Below are 17,585 nucleotides of genomic sequence, written 5' to 3' on the forward strand. Positions count from 1 at the left end.
CAGCTATCAATTCTATAGTTCTAGGCTTCTGCTGCAATCTGCCGCAGCGCCTGCTCGAACACCTCCACCGGCTGGCCGCCCTGAATCAGGTGACGCTCGTTGATGACGATGGCCGGCACGGAGTGGATGCCTTGTTGCAGGTAGAACTGCTCGCGCTCACGCACGTCGGCCGCGTAGCGATCCGATTGCAGCAAGGCGCGTGCCTCTGCCACGTCCAGCCCCACCTCGCCAGCCAGGCGCACCAGCAATGCCTGGTTGCTCGGGTCTTCTCCGTCGGTGAAATAGGCCTTGAACAGCGCGTTCTTGAGCGCCTCCTGGTGCCCCTGCAGCTCAGCCCAGTGCAGCAGGCGGTGCGCGTCGAAGGTGTTGTAGATGCGGCCGCGCGCACCAGGAGTGAAGGTGAAGCCCAGCTCGGCACCGCGTGCAGCAATGGCGGCGCGGGTGGCTTCGCGCTGCGCGTCGGACGCGCCATATTTCTGCTGCAGGTGTTCGCCGATGTCCTGGCCGTCTGGCCCCATCTGCGGATTGAGTTCAAACGGCTGGAAGTGCAGATCGAGCTGCACCTCACCGGCCAGGCGCTCGGCAGCCTGCTTCAGCGCGCGCAGGCCGATCACGCACCAGGGGCAGGACACATCAGAAACAAAGTCGACTTTGAGGGTGGTTGGCATCGGTGGCTCCAAAAAACATCGGCCTATTCTGAAACGAATCTGTTTTGGATGCGCGGCAGGCCTTTGGATTCACATCAAAAACCAGAACAGTCAGTTTCATACCGAGTAGTTTTTCTTTGGACGATGAAGGAATACAGTTCAACCCATCGATGAGACGACGCCGCAAGGACCTCATCGAACCCGGCCTCGCAGGCACTTTGCCACCCATGCGGAACCGGTCTACTTGTTGCTCTTGAAGGATATTGACCATGAATGCCACCCGCCTCTTCTCCGTTGCCGCTGTCGCTGCCTTTGCCTCCTTTGCCGCCCAAGCCGGCAGCGCCTACGGCGATCTCTACGGCGCCAACTTTGACGCCAGCGTGCAATCGACCCGTGCCAGCGCCGAAGTCCGCGCCGAAGGCGCGGCCGCCCTCCCCGCCCAAAAGAATTTTGTGGTGCTGCAAGCGAGCCAGCCCTCGCAGCTCAGCCGTCTTGATGTGCGCGCCGAAGCGGTGACTGCGGCCCGCGCCGGCGAAATCGCCACCGGTAACCGCAGCTAAGCTGCTTCCCTGACGCGCTACGTGCGCGCTAGCAAACCCCGCCGGGCCCAGTCCGTCGGGGTTTTTTCTTTCTGCTCGCGCGCTGGGCGCATCTACCTTCATACTCTCTAATCAATAGCGCAATGCGCATACACAACAAGCGCTACAGGCCGATCTGATTGTTAAAACAGGCATTCACAGAAGCGGCACCCCATGCCAGAATGCCGCATGCCAACTCCCGATGTAAGGCCGCAGGCCGCCAGCGACAGCGCCATGGACGCGCTCTACCGCGCCGCCCTTGGCCCGGTGCAGCTACCGCGCTATCTGGCACTGTTCGAGCGCTTCGACCGAGCCGGCCGGGCACCCGCCGGCTGGAATCTGGCCTCCAGCCTGGCCACGCTCAATTGGATGCTGCTGCACCACCTCTGGAGTGCCGCACTGGTGTATGTCGCCTTGGTCGAAGGCTTGGCGCTGCTGGTTTTTGGCGTCGGACGGCCACTGTTGCACTGGCCCGAGCAGATCGAGTGGGGCCTGTTTGCCGCGTTTGCCATGTTTGCCATCGCGCTGCCAGGCCTGTTTGGCGACGCCCTGCTGCACCACGAGATTCGCAAGCGCATTGCGCACGCACTGGTGGCGGCGCACACCATGCCCGAAGCCCATTCCCTGTTGGCACGCCAGGCCAGCAGTTGGCGGCGCCTGGCCTGGATCGCGACCGCCAACGTCCTGCTGTTTGCCGCCATTGCCTTGACCTGGGCGCTGGTGCCTGCCGGCAGCGGGAGCGCGTCCAGCACTGCGGTCAGGCAAGTCGCAACGGGCGCGGTGCAGACCACGGCGCCCGTCCTCCCGTCCGCATTGAAGGCCTCGGCAACGGCGAACCCGGCATTGCCAGCCGCATCGCCCGCTTCCGAGGCACGGCCAATAGCAGAAATGGCGGAAGCCGCGGTTCCGGGCAAGGATTTGGCACCGCCGCCCCCACCACTCCTGGCGCAGCACAATGCCCATTCGCAGGCACCCGCTGCCCCACCGCAAACACCCGCCAGCACGCAGGCTGCGCCGATTCTCCCGCCAAAGGCGCTTCCGACACCCACCCACGCCGCTCCTGCTGCGCCAGCCCCCAAGGCAACAGGTTTGCCGGCTTCCCCTGCATCAGGCAAGCGGAGCGCCCAACCGGCCGCCGCAACCTCCACGTCCGCAGCCAAGGTGGCCGCCACCACCAGCCCATCTGCCGCCGCGCCAAAGCCGGCCGCCAGCACCCCCAGCCCGGTAGGCAGTGCGCCGGGTTACTACCTCAACGTGGGTCTGTTCGCCGAAGAAGCCAATGCACGCCGCACGCAGGCCAAGCTGCTCAACGCCAATCTACCGGCATTTCGCCAGACCTTTGCCACCCAGAACGGCGAGCGCACCCGCGTGCGCGTCGGCCCCTTCGCGACCCCAGCCAAGGCACAGAAGGCCGCCGCGCAAATCCGCAGCATGCAGCTCGACGCAGTGATGTACCGGCAGCGCGGCTGAGGGCGCGCGCCATGGCGCCACCCGAATGGCTTGCGTCAGGCGGCGGGCGCGCGGCGGCCCGTCAGCGGATAAGCCGGGTCGGTAAATCCGGGCGTCGAAGGGTGCCCCGGCGCCACCAGCGCATCCACGAGCGCCTCATCCTCGGCATCGACCACGTAATTGAGCGCGGGGAAGTAATCCGTCCATTGCGCCAGGGTGCGCGGCCCGGCAATCACTGCGCTCACACTGCGGTTGGCAAGCACCCAGGCAGTCGCAAATTGCGCCAGCGATACCCCCTTGGCAGACGCATGCGCCTTGAGTTTCTGTGCAATGGCGAGGGATTCCTCGCGAAACTCGGTTTCCCGCATGCGCCGGTCACCTCGACCCGCGCGAGTGCCCTGTTCAGGAGCTGCTCCTGGTGCGTATTTGCCCGTCAACACGCCGCGGGCAATTGGGCTGTAAGGCACCACGCCAATCCCGTAGTACTCGCATGCAGCCAGAATTTCGACCTCAGGCATCCGATTGAGCAAGTTGTAGTACGGCTGGCAGACCACCGGGCCAGGCATGCCGATGCGAGCCGCAAGATGCACCATTTCGGCGATACGCCAGCCACGGAAATTGGAAATACCCCAATAGCGCACCTTGCCGCTGCGGATCATGTCGTCCAGTGCCCGCAAGGGCTCTTCAAGGTTCATGCCCGCAAAGTCGCGGTGCAGGTAGTAGATATCAATATGGTCAGTTTGCAGGCGCCGCAAGCTGCTCTCAAGCTCCCGCAGCATCCAGGCCCTGGAATAGTGGCTCTCGTTCACCCGCTCTGACATCTTGTTGCCGAGCTTGGTGGCCAATATCCAGTCGTGCCTGGTGGCCTTGATCAGCGACCCAAGCATCGCTTCTGACGCGCCCGCGGTGTACACATCGGCGGTATCGAGGAAGTTGACGCCATGCTCGTGTGCATGCGCGACGATCCGCTGCGCCTCGTCCTGCTCGGTTTGGTCACCGAACATCATCGTACCCAGGCAGAGTGCGGATACCTTGAGATTGCTGCTACCGAGGTTTTTGTATTCCATGACCAACTGTAAGCGGATTGCGGCAGGAACACCTGCGGCTTTCTCTATCAAGAGATGTACGGCACCCGTGTGACGCAGCCCATCGGTTGCAGTTGCAGGCTGAAAGTGACGTGTAGAAGCTTGGGCGCAATTGTAGAAACGCCCCAGGACCCTTTCGGGCGCTGGGGCGCATGAACACTGGTAGGCCGTGTAGGACTTGAACCTACGACCAAAGGATTATGAGTCCTCTGCTCTAACCAACTGAGCTAACGGCCCCCGTTCGTGCGGCAATCAGCCGCCTGAAACCAATCGGCGATTGTAGGGGCTCAGAATTTGTTCTCGGTTCGATGGCTGAGCGCATTCGAGACCAAGCGTGAAGTGATATCAACAATCTGGATCATCTTGTCGTAGGGCATGCGCATCGGCCCAATGACCCCCAGGGTGCCCACCACTTGCCCATCCACCTCATAGGGTGCACTCACCACCGACAGTTCTTCAAACGGAACCACCTGGCTTTCCCCGCCAATAAAAATGCGCACGCCCTCGGCCTGGGAGGACACATCAAGAAGGCGCAGCAATTGCGTCTTTTGTTCAAACATGTCAAAGGCGCGCCGCAAATTGCCCATGTCCTTGGAAAAATCACTGACGGCCAGCAGGTTGCGTTCGCCGGAAATGACGACTTCGTCTTGCGCATCAGCGCCTCCCCCAACCTGCACCGCCGCCTGCATGAGATCGGCGATTTCCCCTTGCAGCATTGCCACCTCGGTTTTGAGACTCTCGCGGACCTGCTCCATGGCCAGCCCGCTGTAGTGGCTGTTGAGGTAGTTGGCCGCCTCGGTGAGCTGCGTTTGCGACAGGTCACTCTGGACAAAAATCACCCGGTTCTGCACATCTCCCTCGGGGGAAACGAGGATCACCAGCACGCGGCGCTCCGACAGGCGAAGAAACTCGATGTGCCTGAATACCGACGCGCGGCGCGGGGCCATTACCACGCCAACGAATTGCGACAGGCTGGAGAGAAGATTGGCCGCGTTGGCAATGACCTTCTGAGGCTGCTCGGCCGCCAGCGAATGCGGGGTGATGCGATCGCGCTGCACGGTGAGCATGGTGTCCACGAACAGACGGTAGCCTTTGGCGGTCGGGATGCGCCCTGCTGACGTGTGCGGGCTGGCGATCAAGCCCAACTCTTCCAGATCTGCCATGACGTTGCGAATCGTGGCGGGCGAGAGTTCCAGGCCACTGGCACGCGAGAGCGTCCTGGAGCCGACAGGCTGTCCATCCTCGATATAGCGCTCGACCAGCGCTTTGAGCAACAACTTGGCGCGCGCATCCAGCATGCAATCATTTTAGTGATGTAATTTCAATCATGACCCCCTCGTTTCACCATGTGGCGTTAATAGGCAAGTACCACCATGCGGAGACTGGCACGGTAGCGCCGGGTTCGCGCGAAGTGCTAGAGCACATTGCTGCCTTTCTGGTTGGACAGGGGTGCCGCGTGTCAATGGAAATGCAAACCGCGGACAACGGTGGCTTCTCGGGGCACGCCGCGCTGACACCACAGGAGATCGGCGAGCAATGTGATCTCGGCCTGGTTGTGGGGGGCGACGGCACGATGCTGAGCATCGGCCGCAAGCTGGCGCGATTCAGTACGCCGCTCATCGGCATCAACCAGGGGCGGCTGGGGTTTGTAACCGACATCCCTCTAGAAGAACTCAAGACAACGCTGACGCCCATGCTGCATGGGGAGTTCGAGGAAGACCGCCGGCAGTTGATGCACGGGCAGGTGCTGCGCAACGGCGAATGCGTTTTCGACGCGCTGGCGATGAACGATGTGGTCGTCAACCGCGGGGCGACTTCGGGCATGGTGGAGCTGCGCGTCGAGGTGGACGGGCATTTCGTCGCCAACCAGCGCGCCGACGGCTTGATCGTGGCCTCGCCTACGGGCTCCACGGCCTACGCACTGTCGGCCGGCGGCCCCATGCTGCATCCATCCATTCCCGGCTGGGTGCTGGTGCCGATTGCACCACACACGCTGTCCAACCGCCCGATCGTTCTTTCGGACAGTGCTGAAATTGCCATCGAACTCGTCAATGGCCGCGACGCTAGTGCCAGCTTCGATATGCAGTCGCTTGCCGCATTGCACAAAGGCGATCGCATTCTGGTGCGCCGCTCTGAATATTGCGTTCGTTTTCTACACCCGCGCGGCTGGAACTATTTCGATACCTTGCGACGCAAGCTGCGCTGGAACGAAGGAGGTTCCTGACCATGTCGCTGCGGCACATGAGCTTGCGTGATTTCGTCATCGTCGAATCCTTGGAAATCGATTTTGAGCCTGGCTTCACGGCCCTGACGGGCGAGACGGGCGCAGGCAAATCGATCCTCATCGACGCACTGCAGCTGGTGCTGGGCGCACGCGCCGACGCTGGCATCGTGCGCGAAGGCGCGGCGCGTGCGGAACTGAGCGCGGAGTTTGACCTGCCACAGGAGGTGGTGCCATGGCTCCAGCGCGGGGGATTTGAGGCAGATGGCGAGCTACTGCTGCGCCGCACCGTCGACAGCAGCGGTAAAAGCCGCGGCTGGATCAATGGAACACCGGCAACAGCGGCGCAATTGCGTGAACTGGCTTCGGCCTTGCTGGATATCCATGGCCAGCACGCCTGGCAGCAGCTCACCCGCCCCGGAGCGGTGCGCGAGTTGGTCGACGCCTATGCCCATACCGACACCGGGCGCGTGCAACAGGCCTGGACCACCTGGCGCACTGCCGTTGAAGCACTGTCCGCGGCTCGCGAAGCCCAGGAGTCTGCAGGTGCAGAACGTGAACGGCTGCAATGGCAGATCGCAGAACTCGACAAGCTCGCCCCGCAACTTAACGAGTGGGACGCTCTGAACGAGGAACACACCCGACTCGGACATGCACAGTCCTTGATGGAAGCCGCACTGGCTGCGGCCCACCATCTGGACCATGAAGATGGCGGGGCATGCTCAGCATTGGCACAGGCCCTCGCCGTGTTGACTGCACAAGAGCACCTCGAACCCCAATTCCGCGAAACGGTGCTCCTGTTGGCGGACAGCGTCGCCCAGACAGAGGAAGCCCTGCGCGGCCTGCATACGTACCTGCGCCGCGATGCCCTCGATGCCGCGCAGATGCAGACCTTGGATGAACGCGTTGCCCTCTGGCTCAGCCTGGCGCGCCGCTTCAAGCAGCCGCCAGGAGATCTGGCGCAAGTGCACAAGGGCTGGAAAACCGCACTGGCCCAATTGGAAGCAGGCCACGATTTGCAGGCCCTGGCAGCTGCAGAGCACGACGCCGCCAGCCGCTACCAAGCAGCAGCGAAAGCGCTGACGCGCCAGCGCAGCGCGGCAGCACCGCGCCTGGCAGAAGCCGTCACCTCGATGATGCAGGATCTGGGCATGGTCGGTGGACAGTTCGTCGTACAACTCACTGCAGCGGCGCAGCCTGGCTCAGCGGGCCTGGACGACATCGAGTTCCACATTGCTGGCCATGCTGGGCAGACGCCAAAATTGCTCGGCAAGGTGGCTTCTGGCGGAGAACTCTCACGCATTGCGCTCGCTATCGCCGTGACCACCAGCGCCAGGGGAAGCGCTGGGACGCTCATTTTTGACGAGGTGGACGCAGGGGTTGGAGGCGCAGTAGCAGAAACCGTGGGGCGGTTGATGCAACAACTGGGGCGCGAGCGCCAAGTGCTGGCCGTGACCCACCTGCCTCAGGTCGCAGCCTGTGCCGACCACCACCTTGTCGTATCAAAAAACCAGACCCTGCAAGGAGCGAACAGCACCGTCGTGCCCGCCAAAGGGACGCAGCGGGTTGCGGAAGTGGCACGCATGATGGGAGGAGAAAAAATCTCACGGGCGAGCATCGCACATGCCCAGGAAATGCTGGGCGATGGCGCCCGGGAAAACGCACTGGAGTAGGTCAGTGGCCATTGAAATCGTCTTGATTACGGGCATGTCCGGTTCGGGCAAATCGGTGGCCCTGCGCGCCTACGAGGATGCAGGTTATTACTGCGTGGACAACCTGCCACCCGAGCTGCTTTTGAGTTTCGTTGCGCTGGAACACGCCCACCATGGCAATCGTTTCGCCATTGCCATGGATGTGCGCAGCCGCACCTCCTTGCCGATGGTGCCCGAGAAACTGCGTGAGTTGCGCGCGCAGGGCTGCACGGTGCACTCCGTCTTTCTGGATGCCAATACCGATACGCTGGTGCGCCGTTTTTCAGAAACACGCAGGCGCCATCCACTGACGGACAGCATGTCTCCCCAGGGGCCGCGCGGACTGATGCAGGTCATTGAACTTGAGCGCGAGCTGCTGGCCGATTTGCGCGAAAGCGCGCAGGTGGTCGATACCAGCACCATCCGCGCATCGCAGCTGCAAAGCTACATCAAGAGCCTGATGGCGAAGCCGCCCAATCCGCTGTCCCTGGTCTTCCAGTCGTTTGCTTTCAAACGCGGCGTTCCCCTGGATGCGGACTATGTATTCGACGTGCGCATGCTTCCCAACCCACATTACGAAGCCGCCCTGCGCGACCTGACGGGTCGAGATGGGCCCGTCATTGATTTTCTGGCCGCGCATACCGAGGTCGCGCGCATGGAAACCGACATTGCGCGGTTTCTGTCTGAATGGCTGGATGCCCTTGCGCAAAACCATCGCAGCTACGTGACCGTTGCCATTGGCTGCACAGGCGGGCAACACCGCTCCGTGTACCTGGTCGAACATCTGTCGAAGCGCTTTGCCAGCCGCTGGCCCACTGTGACGCGCCACCGGGAACTCGATACGCAGAACGCATGAGGCGCCGTGCAGTACCTCATGCACCGTTTTCCAACAAAATGCGTACAGGGGCGGGCAGGCCTAACACCGGCCATTCTTCGGGTGTGAACCAGGCACCTTCTGCCTCTTGCGCGGTACACCGGCCTTCGAACAAGCCTAACCGCACCGGGTGCAGCACCAGTTCGCGGTGCGTAAGTGCATGCCGAAATGGCACCATATTTTCGATTTCGGCGGCGCCCCAGCGTGCGGCATGCGCGCGCAAGGCCATCTCGTCAGCAAACACAGGCGTGCAGTAAAGCCCAGCCCATATGCCAGGCGCAGGCCGCCGCTGCAACCAGATGCGCCCGCTCGCATCGCGCAAAACCAAGAGCCACCAGCTTTCCTGCTTGCGCAGCACCTTGCGTGAGCGCACAGGAAACTGCTCCACATTGCCGCTGCGCCGTGCAGCACACGCCATCGCCAAGGGACAGGTACCGCAAGACGGCCGACGTGACGTGCAGACCGAGGCTCCCAAATCCATCATGCCTTGCGTGTAAGCCGGCATATCACTGGCAGCCTGGGGAACCATCTCGGCGGCCAGCGCCCAAAGGGCCCGTTCATTGGCAGGGCGAGCGAGATCGTGCTCGAACGCAAGAAAACGGGTGAGGACGCGCCGGACGTTGGCATCCAGAATTGGCACCCGTTCATCGAAGCAGAAAGCTGCAATGGCGGCCGCAGTGGAACGCCCTACGCCCGGCAGCTGCGCCAACTGTGCCGCAGTGTCCGGAAATTTCCCGCCGTGCTTCAAAACTACCCTCTGCGCGGCCTTGTGGAGGTTGCGCGCCCGGCTGTAGTAGCCCAACCCGCTCCACAGCGCAAGCACCGCATCCTCAGGCGCAGCAGCCAAGGCGCCCACATCGGGAAAATGCTCCAGAAACCGGCTGTAATAGCCAAGCACCGTAACCACCTGCGTTTGTTGCAGCATGATTTCCGAGAGCCATACGCGGTACGGGTCGCGCGTGTTTTGCCAAGGTAGCGCACGACGCCCATGCTGTTGCTGCCAACTCACGACAGCCTGCGCAAACCCCTGGCCAAGCGTCATGCCTGCACTGGAAGCGGCAACGGAGTTGAAGCCGATGCGTCGTCGTCACTCAAAGGCTCGGAGAACGACCGCAGGGACAGCGTAAGGGATTCCAACTGCTCACTCAGACTGTCCAGAGCCTGTTGGCCCTCTTCAATTTCGGCAATGCGTTCTTCCAAGCCAGAAGCGGCAGCCTGTATGCGGTCCACCGCATCGATCCGTCTGCTGAAACTTCGCTTGCGCTCGCGCAACTGAGCATCCAGCTGCGCCATCGCCGCATTGCTCCACAGCTCCAGGTCGTTGGCTGCAGACTCGTAGATGGCACGCAACCTCGTCGAGAGCGCACGGGCAAGTCGCTCGGCAAATTCCGACTGCACCAGCTTCAAGACATTGCCCACATTGAGGTATTGCACATGACTGCGTTCAATGCGAACCAGATCGAGCACAAACTGATCCAACTGAATTGGTTGCGGAACCTGCAGAGAAAACCCGAACTCCGCGTTCAATTGCCGAAAAGTGCCCGCCAGCATGGCCTGGACTTCCGTGGCGTTGGCCTGTGCCTCGTCAAGCACACCACGCAAGCGATCGAAGGTATCCGCATAGTGTTTCTTGACACCTAGCTTGAGGCCCTTTTGCCGCAGCGCGTGCACCAGATCTGCAAGCAGCCCTTTCAGAGCCTTGGCGCTCAAGCGATCAAAGATGTCTCGCAACAACTTGAGGTGCACGGCGCGAACCGCCTGTATTTTGGCGGCACATTGCCCAAATTCGTCACGCTCATGCTCGATGCGCTGGCGCATCGCCGCAATGACGGCCGCATTCTTTCCCCGCAGACTGCCCAATTCGATCATTTGGTCATCCAGATCGCGGCGGCGGATATTGAGCACGCGCGCTGTCTCACTGCGTACCCCCGCCAGGGCAACGCCAATGGCAGAGCGCAAAATGCTCTGCCGCTGACCCATGATGCCCTGGGCCAGCGCATCTTCGAGTTCGGGCAAGCCACTCGACTCCAGCATGACGTCGTCGCAGGAGATTTTTGCTACCAATCCTTTCTGTGCCGAAACCAGCAGCACCTGCTCGGGAGCAACTCCAAGAGTTTCCGCCGAGCTTAGGCGCTGACGCTGGAGTTGCGCCCGCACTTGTTCGGCCGAACTCAATGTGTCCCACAGGGTGTCAATCTTGTTGAGAACCACCAGACGTGCTTCCGCGCTGTCGGAAGTGCCTGCAAGATGCTCGCGCCAGATGGCGAGATCGGATCGGGTGACTCCGGTGTCCGCCGCAAGAATAAAGACTACCGCGTGGGCTTGCGGAATCAGGTTGACGGTCAATTCCGGCTCGGCGCCGATTGCATTCAGGCCTGGCGTATCAAGAATCACCAAGCCGTGCTGCAGCAAGGGATGGGGCAGATTAACGATGGCATGGCGCCACCTCGGAACTTCCACCAGGCCCTCTGCCGTTTGCGGTGGATTTTCCTGAGGCAATTCGTCGTGCCAAAACCCGAGGGAGCGCGCTTCGTCTACGCTGACAGCACGCACCTCCGCCACCTTTGCGATGGCGGCAGCAATTTGCGCGCCATCATTGGCATCCAGGGCGATCTCCCGCCAGCTGTCAGGCAAGGCGCGCCAATCGGCCAGCCCCCTGGGCGACAGGCGTGTCTCTATCGGCAACAGTCGCAGGGTGGGCGCCAGGGCCGCGTCATATCCCAATTCGGTCGGACACATGGTGGTGCGCCCAGCGCTTGCCGGCATGATGCGCCGCCCATAGCCGGCAAAGAAAATCGCATTGATGAGCTCAGATTTACCGCGTGAAAATTCCGCGACAAAAGCCACCATGACTTTGTCGGTGCGAACCTGCGCTTCGAGCCGCTGCATTCTCTCGCGCACCGACTCGTCCATCAGATCGTGAGACGACAACCAGTCGGCCAACTGGCGCAGCCGACGCGAAAAATCGCGCCGCCATACGTCGTGTTGCTCGAATTGCTCGTTGAAAGAAGGTCCCACGGTGGCTTTCGGGTTGTCAGTGCAACGCAAGACGCGTCGTCAAAATATAGTGCATCGTTGCCATGGCACGCATTCGTCTGCTGCAGACGTTGCATCCTCGCATCACGGCCTTTGGCAAACGGGGCAATAAAAACTGCTGCGCTGCCCCTGCCGCACCATTTTGATGGGCGCGGCGCAAGTATGACAGGGCGCGCCTGCCCGGCCATACACATGGGCACTGAGCTGGAAGTGCCCCGCGCTGCCATCGGCCGACTGGAAATCCCGCAAGGTGCTTCCGCCTGCCGCAACGGCCTCGGCCAAAACCGAGCGGATGGCCGCATGCAAGCGCTTGGCGCGCAGCGGTCCAATACGTCTGGCCTGCGTGGTGGGCCGAATGCCGGCTAGGAAAAGTGCCTCTGAGGCATAAATGTTCCCAACTCCGACAACCAGCTTTCCCGACAACAGTACTTGCTTGATGGGCGCCCGGCTGGACTTCAGTCCGGCACTGAAGTCCGCCAGAGAAAAAACCTCTGAAAGCGGCTCTACACCGAGGTGGCCCAGCAATTTGCGCAGCACGGGAGCATCATCGTCCGGCGCCCAGACTACTGCACCAAAGCGGCGTGGGTCATGCAAACGCAGATGCCCGCGATCGGTCTGCAAATCAAAATGGTCGTGCGGCCCACTGGGCGGCAGATTCAGCGCGAACGACAGACTGCCCGACATGCCCAGGTGCACGAGCAGGAGCCCTTGATCCAGGCGCAGGAGAAGGTATTTGCCGCGTCGGTCCACACAGGTAACACGTCGCCCCACCAAGGATTCGAGGCTGCAGCCCAGAGGCCAGCGCAGCGGCTTTCCAAGCGTTGCGTCCACAATCCGGGCGCCTGCAATGCGGTCCGCAAAGCTGCGCCGGGTGACTTCGACCTCAGGCAACTCGGGCATAGGAACGCGTGTACAGACAAGGGTTTCGCATGGATTATTATGGCTTGATGCCTTCCTCCTTACGTCTTCTGGCGGCCCCGCTGCTGGCCTGCTCCCTGGCGGCGTGCGCCGTTCAGGCGCAGAACACACCACCGGCTACTTCTCTGCCTACCGCCAGCGCTCCCACGGCACAAGAGAACGGCGCAGAACTCGACGCCGAACTGTTTTATGAAATCTTTACTGGCGAGCTCTCCGCCCGTTCAGGGGACCCGGGTGCAGGCTACTCGCTGCTGCTCGAAGCTGCACGCCGCAATCAGGACGAAAAACTGTTTCAGCGCGCCACGGACATCGCACTGCAATCGCGCTCCGGAGAGGCTGCGCTTGCGGCAGCGCACGCCTGGGTAGACGCCTGGCCGACATCGCATACGGCACAGCGCTATCTGTTGCAGATCTTGCTGGCACTGAACCGTACGGCAGAGACGGCTGCGCCGCTGGCACAGTTCCTGAGCACCGCTGAGCCCTCGGCGCGACAAGGATTGGTGCTTTCGCTGCCACTCTTGTACCGGCGGGCGAGCGACAAGGCGCTGGCGGCAACGGTCGTATCCGAAGCACTGAAGCCTTATTTCGCCGATCCTGCTCTCGGTCCTGCGGCCCTGGTCTCCAGCGGCCGCACATTGCTGGTTGCGGGCGACGCCGCCGGGGCACTAGCGGCGGCAGAACAAGCCGCCGCACTTGCCCCTGATTCAGACGAGCTGGCCTCATTTGCACTGGATTTGCTGGAAGCCAAAGTAGTGGGTGCCGACGCACTGGTGCAAAGAGCGTTCTCCAGCAGCCGCTCGGCGCAGCTTCACATGACCTACGCACGGGTGCTGCTCGAACTGCAGCGCTATTCGCTTGCCCAAGCCCAGATTGAAACGGTGACCAAGGAGCATCCCGAACTCTCCCAGCCCTGGCTGGCACTTGCGGCCCTGCAAGTGCAGAACGGAGAGACCGACGGAGCAGAAGCCTCGCTGGCCCGCTTTGCACAAGCGGCGAGCAGCATGGCAGATTCACCAGAGAAAGATGCCGCAAAATCGCAAACCTATCTGCTGCAATCCGAAATCGCCGAAAAACGGGGCCAATTGGACGAGGCAGAGGCGTGGTTGGCGAAAATCAGCGACGCCGACTCGCGCTTTGACGTTCAGGTTCGCCGTGCCTCGCTGTTGGCGCGGCGCGGCAAGCTCTCGTATGCTCGCGCGCTGATCCAAAGCTTGCCCGACAACTCCCCCGAAGAGAAACGGCGCAAGCTGGTGGCCGAAGTGCAGTTGCTGCGCGACAACGGGCAATATGCCGACGCCTATGCCCTGCAGGGTGAATTGGTCAAGCAAGCGCCTAGTGACCCCGATCTGCTTTATGACCAGGCCATGTTGGCGGAAAAGGCGGGGGACCACGCCACCATGGAACGCCTGCTGCGCAAGCTCATTGCCGCCAGACCCGACTTTCACCATGCGTACAACGCGCTGGGCTACTCTTTTGCCGAACGCGGCATTCATCTGGCCGAGGCGCGCAAGCTGGTGGAAACCGCTCTGCGCCTGGCCCCGGGGGATCCTTTCATCACCGACAGTCTGGCCTGGGTGGAGTTTCGCTCAGGCAACAAACAGCGCGCCCTGGAACTTCTCGAAAGTGCTTTTGCCGCCCGCAAAGACCCAGAAATAGCGGCCCATTTTGGTGAAGTGCTTTGGGCTGCAGGCGATCATGAGCGCGCGCAGGCCATCTGGCGCGAAGGCCTGCGCAGCGACGCCAAAAATACCACGCTGCTGGAGACGCTCAAGCGACTGGGCGTTGCACTTTGACGCCACAAGCGGCATTGATGCGGCCCCTGCCGTGGCCACGCTGGGTCGGCGCCTTGCTGATCACGCTGCTGCTGGCGGCCTGCGCCCTGCCCCCACGCACCGCCGTGAGTACCAACGCACCCGACCTATGGAGCGGCCGCATGGCCCTGACCGTGGAAGGAGATGCGGGGCAATCGTTTTCCGGCCTATTTGTTCTCGAAGGCGGGCCTGAGCACGGCAATTTGGCGCTCAGCACCCCGCTTGGCACGGTGCTGGCAGCGTTGCGCTGGGCACCGGGACATGCCGAACTCCGATCATCCCACGGCGTGCAAACGGCCGATTCCCTCGATGCACTGCTCCGCGACGCCCTGGGCAGCACAATTCCCATCCAAGCCTTGTTCGCCTGGCTGCGTGGCGATGCAGCCACAGCCGCCGACTGGCAGGCCGACCTGAGCCAGATCAATGACGGTCGCCTCACTGCGGTGCGCGCCCAGCCCCTGCCCCGCGCCACTTTGCGCATTGCGCTCGACCACTGAGCCCGGTATGCAAAGCCTGTACGACGTTCCCGCTCCTGCCAAGCTCAATCTCTTTCTGCACATCACGGGCAAGCGCCCGGACGGCTACCACCTGCTGCAATCGGCGTTCATGCTGATCGACTGGTGCGACACCTTGCACTTCGAGCTGCGGCCGGACGGCCGCATCACGCGCGAAGATTTGGCAGGCGATCTGCCTGAAGACGATCTGAGCGTGCGTGCGGCACGGTCCCTGCAGCAGGCCTGCCATTGCCCCCTTGGTGTGCACATTGGCGTGCTCAAACGCATCCCTGCACAGGCGGGTATGGGCGGCGGTTCTTCGGATGCGGCGACCACCCTGCTCGCGCTCAACCGTCTCTGGGACCTGGGGCTCAGTCGCCGGGAGCTGATGACCCTGGCGGCCCCACTGGGTGCCGACGTCCCTTTTTTTCTCTGCGGATCCAACGCCTGGGTCGAAGGGATTGGCGAGCAGCTAACCCCTCTTGAAGGACCCAAAGCTCTCCCGCCGCAACGCTTTGTGGTCGTAAAACCCGAAGCCGGACTACCCACATCAAGAATTTTTTCTCAAATAACGGCAAAAGATTATTCTGGCAATGCTAGAATCTCAGGCTTTGCTGCAGACCCATTTGGCTTTGGCCGAAACGACTTGCAGGGCATCGCCGAGATGCTGTGCCCCGAGCTTGCTCAAGCCCTTGATTGGCTGATGGCTCAGGGATTACATGGCAGAATGACAGGCTCTGGAAGTGCGGTGTTTGCAGCCGCATCGCATGCTGCTCATCTACCCGCACCACCCGGTGTATGGCAGGTGAAGGTTTGCGATAATCTGTTGGTTCACCCTCTGGCAGGTTGGGCAACGGAATGAGTTTTGGGTACACAGCCACCTATGGTTGTGCACCTGTGTAGGGGAGTCGCCAAGCTGGTTAAGGCACTGGATTTTGATTCCAGCATGCAAAGGTTCGAATCCTTTCTCCCCTGCCAAATGCTTGTCCCGAATACGGACAATATTTTCTAAAAGCTGGGACGCTCATGCAGGCCAACCACCCCGATTTCATGGTCTTCACCGGCAACGCCAATCCGCAGCTTGCCGCTGAAATCGCACAGCATCTCGGCATCGGCCTCGGCGCCGCCCATGTAGGACGCTTCTCCGACGGCGAAGTGACCGTGGAAATCAAGCAGAACGTGCGCGCACGGGATGTGTTCGTCGTGCAGTCCACCTGCGCGCCGACCAACGACAGCCTGATGGAACTGCTCATCATGGTCGATGCGCTCAAGCGCGCGTCGGCCGAGCGCATCAGCGCCGTCATTCCCTATTTCGGCTACGCCCGGCAAGACCGCAGGCCGCGCTCGACCCGCGTGCCGATCAGCGCCAAGGTCGTGGCCAACATGCTGCAAGCCGTCGGTGTAGCCCGCGTGCTGACCATGGATTTGCATGCCGACCAGATTCAGGGTTTCTTCGACATCCCGGTCGACAACATTTACGCCTCGCCCGTGCTGTTGGGCGATCTGCGCCAGAAGGACTACCACGACCTCATCGTCGTCTCGCCCGACGTCGGCGGCGTGGTGCGCGCCCGGGCACTGGCCAAGCAACTCAATTGCGATCTGGCCATCATCGACAAGCGCCGCCCCAAGGCCAACGTGTCCGAGGTGATGCACGTCATCGGCGAAATCGAAGGCCGCAACTGCGTCGTCATGGACGACATGATCGACACCGCGGGCACCTTGGTCAAAGCGGCCGAAGTGCTCAAGGAGCGCGGCGCCAAGAAGGTCTACGCCTATTGCACGCACCCGATTTTTTCAGGTCCGGCCATCGAGCGCATCACGCAAGGCGCCGCACTCGACGAAGTCGTCGTCACCAACACCATTCCCTTGAGCGAGGCGGCACGCGCCTGCCCCAAGATTCGCCAGGTTTCCGTGGCTCCGCTGTTCGCCGAGACGATCCAGCGCATTGCCCGCGGCGACTCGGTCATGAGTTTGTTCTCGGATCAGGAAAATCTTTTTTAGATTTCTACAAAACCTTTTCTGATTCGTGACAAGAAGCCGGGCAGCCTATCAGGCGGCCCACCAACCAACCGGAAGTGACACTGGTCGCGGTGCACTTCATTTCGGAGAGAACTATGAACTTCGTCGCTTTTGAGCGCGCCAAGCAAGGTACGGGTGCGAGCCGCCGTCTGCGCAATTCGGGCCGCACGCCCGGCATCGTCTACGGCGGTGCTGCTGAACCCCAAGCCATTGAGCTGGACCACAACGCTTTGTGGCACGCCCTCAAGAAGGAAGCCTTTCATTCGAGCGTGCTCGAAATGGAAATTGCCGGCGCCACGAGCAAAGTGCTGCTGCGCGACGTGCAGTACCACCCCTACAAACAGCTCGTGCTGCACGTGGACTTCCAGCGCGTGGACGCCAAGACCCGTTTGCACATGAAGGTGCCACTGCACTTCATCAATGCGGAAGAATCGCCTGCCATGAAAGTAGACCATTGCACGGTCAACCACGTGGTGACCGAGCTGGACGTGGCCTGCATGCCCTCCGAGCTGCCCGAATTCATCACCGTGGACCTGAGCGAGCTGAAGAAAGGCTCGTCGCTGCACTTGAAGGACATCAAGCTGCCCAAGGGCGTCAACGCCGTGACCAAGGGTTCTGCCAACAACCCGGTCGTGGTGACCGCCATCCCGCCTCTGGTCATCGAGGAAGCGCCTGCCGCCGACGCAGCGGCTGCCGATGCAGCTCCTGCCAAGGGCAAGGGCAAGAAGAAGTAATCGCTTCTTCGCCTTGCCAGTCGCAGCA

General features: G+C 61.8%; 16 protein-coding genes and 2 tRNA genes. 11 read left to right on the top strand and 7 right to left on the bottom strand.

Features of this window, described 5'->3' with window-relative positions; translation table 11 throughout:
* Positions 1–20: 20 nt before the first annotated feature.
* A complete protein-coding gene (locus D3F03_RS09140) occupies positions 21–668 on the bottom strand; it encodes a DsbA family oxidoreductase (protein ID WP_119109059.1) in 648 nt (215 codons plus the stop codon).
* A gap of 248 nt (positions 669–916) precedes the next feature.
* On the opposite strand from D3F03_RS09140, the gene D3F03_RS09145 reads away from it, so the two are divergent.
* Both D3F03_RS09145 and D3F03_RS09150 read left to right on the top strand, forming a co-directional pair.
* Positions 917–1,207, top strand: a complete 291-nt coding sequence (locus D3F03_RS09145; RefSeq protein ID WP_119109060.1) for a DUF4148 domain-containing protein — start codon at positions 917–919, stop codon at positions 1,205–1,207.
* Positions 1,208–1,414: 207 nt separating this feature from the next.
* Entirely contained in the window at positions 1,415–2,695 is a 1,281-nt protein-coding gene (locus D3F03_RS09150) for an SPOR domain-containing protein (RefSeq protein WP_245960558.1), read from the top strand.
* A 35-nt stretch (positions 2,696–2,730) separates the two neighbouring features.
* Here the strand turns inward: D3F03_RS09150 and D3F03_RS09155 are convergent, their stop codons facing one another.
* The 3 genes from D3F03_RS09155 to hrcA form a co-directional block, all read right to left on the bottom strand.
* The gene (locus D3F03_RS09155) at positions 2,731–3,741 is read right to left on the bottom strand and encodes an aldo/keto reductase (RefSeq protein WP_119109062.1); all 1,011 of its coding nucleotides are present in this window, start codon (positions 3,739–3,741) and stop codon (positions 2,731–2,733) included.
* Between the two features lie 178 nt (positions 3,742–3,919).
* A tRNA-Ile gene (locus D3F03_RS09160) sits at positions 3,920–3,996 on the bottom strand.
* A 50-nt stretch (positions 3,997–4,046) separates the two neighbouring features.
* Positions 4,047–5,057 carry a heat-inducible transcriptional repressor HrcA gene (gene hrcA / locus D3F03_RS09165; RefSeq protein WP_119109063.1) on the bottom strand — a complete coding sequence of 337 codons (1,011 nt, stop codon included), beginning with the start codon at positions 5,055–5,057 and terminating at the stop codon, positions 4,047–4,049.
* A 29-nt stretch (positions 5,058–5,086) separates the two neighbouring features.
* Between hrcA and D3F03_RS09170 the strand changes: the two genes are divergently transcribed.
* Genes D3F03_RS09170 through rapZ form a run of 3 tightly spaced genes read left to right on the top strand, consistent with a single transcriptional unit; the run spans position 5,087 to position 8,527 of the window.
* A complete protein-coding gene (locus tag D3F03_RS09170; protein ID WP_119109064.1) occupies positions 5,087–5,983 on the top strand; it encodes an NAD kinase in 897 nt (298 codons plus the stop codon).
* Positions 5,984–5,985: 2 nt separating this feature from the next.
* On the top strand, positions 5,986–7,653 hold the full coding sequence (gene recN / locus D3F03_RS09175; protein ID WP_119109065.1) for a DNA repair protein RecN: 1,668 nt from the start codon (positions 5,986–5,988) through the stop codon (positions 7,651–7,653).
* 4 nt (positions 7,654–7,657) lie between these two features.
* Positions 7,658–8,527 (top strand): RNase adapter RapZ, encoded by an 870-nt coding sequence (gene rapZ, locus D3F03_RS09180; RefSeq protein WP_119109066.1) that lies wholly within the window; start codon positions 7,658–7,660, stop codon positions 8,525–8,527.
* Positions 8,528–8,543: 16 nt separating this feature from the next.
* On the opposite strand, the gene mutY is transcribed toward rapZ, so the two are convergent.
* From mutY to mutM, 3 genes are all read right to left on the bottom strand, one after another.
* Positions 8,544–9,587: an A/G-specific adenine glycosylase gene (gene mutY / locus D3F03_RS09185; protein WP_119109067.1), complete on the bottom strand. Its 1,044-nt coding sequence runs from the start codon at positions 9,585–9,587 to the stop codon at positions 8,544–8,546.
* Positions 9,584–11,563, bottom strand: a complete 1,980-nt coding sequence (locus tag D3F03_RS09190) for a dynamin family protein (RefSeq protein ID WP_119109478.1) — start codon at positions 11,561–11,563, stop codon at positions 9,584–9,586. The genes mutY and D3F03_RS09190 overlap by 4 nt, the downstream gene beginning before the upstream one ends.
* 102 nt (positions 11,564–11,665) lie before the next feature.
* The gene (mutM, locus tag D3F03_RS09195; protein WP_119109068.1) at positions 11,666–12,481 is read right to left on the bottom strand and encodes a bifunctional DNA-formamidopyrimidine glycosylase/DNA-(apurinic or apyrimidinic site) lyase; all 816 of its coding nucleotides are present in this window, start codon (positions 12,479–12,481) and stop codon (positions 11,666–11,668) included.
* 47 nt (positions 12,482–12,528) lie between these two features.
* On the opposite strand from mutM, the gene D3F03_RS09200 reads away from it, so the two are divergent.
* From D3F03_RS09200 to D3F03_RS09225, 6 genes are all read left to right on the top strand, one after another.
* On the top strand, positions 12,529–14,292 hold the full coding sequence (locus tag D3F03_RS09200; protein ID WP_245960559.1) for a heme biosynthesis protein HemY: 1,764 nt from the start codon (positions 12,529–12,531) through the stop codon (positions 14,290–14,292).
* 17 nt (positions 14,293–14,309) lie between these two features.
* Complete coding sequence (locus tag D3F03_RS09205) at positions 14,310–14,807, top strand: lipoprotein insertase outer membrane protein LolB (RefSeq protein WP_119109070.1); 498 nt, start codon at positions 14,310–14,312, stop codon at positions 14,805–14,807.
* Positions 14,808–14,814: 7 nt separating this feature from the next.
* Positions 14,815–15,666, top strand: a complete 852-nt coding sequence (gene ispE / locus D3F03_RS09210) for a 4-(cytidine 5'-diphospho)-2-C-methyl-D-erythritol kinase (RefSeq protein ID WP_119109071.1) — start codon at positions 14,815–14,817, stop codon at positions 15,664–15,666.
* 39 nt (positions 15,667–15,705) lie between these two features.
* Positions 15,706–15,782 (top strand) — tRNA-Gln (locus D3F03_RS09215).
* 48 nt (positions 15,783–15,830) lie between these two features.
* A complete protein-coding gene (locus D3F03_RS09220) occupies positions 15,831–16,805 on the top strand; it encodes a ribose-phosphate pyrophosphokinase (RefSeq protein ID WP_119109072.1) in 975 nt (324 codons plus the stop codon).
* Positions 16,806–16,918: 113 nt separating this feature from the next.
* A complete protein-coding gene (locus tag D3F03_RS09225) occupies positions 16,919–17,557 on the top strand; it encodes a 50S ribosomal protein L25/general stress protein Ctc (protein WP_119109073.1) in 639 nt (212 codons plus the stop codon).
* The last annotated feature ends 28 nt before the right edge of the window (positions 17,558–17,585 follow it).

It is taken from the genome of Simplicispira hankyongi, assembly GCF_003570885.1.
Classification (GTDB): domain Bacteria; phylum Pseudomonadota; class Gammaproteobacteria; order Burkholderiales; family Burkholderiaceae_C; genus Simplicispira; species Simplicispira hankyongi.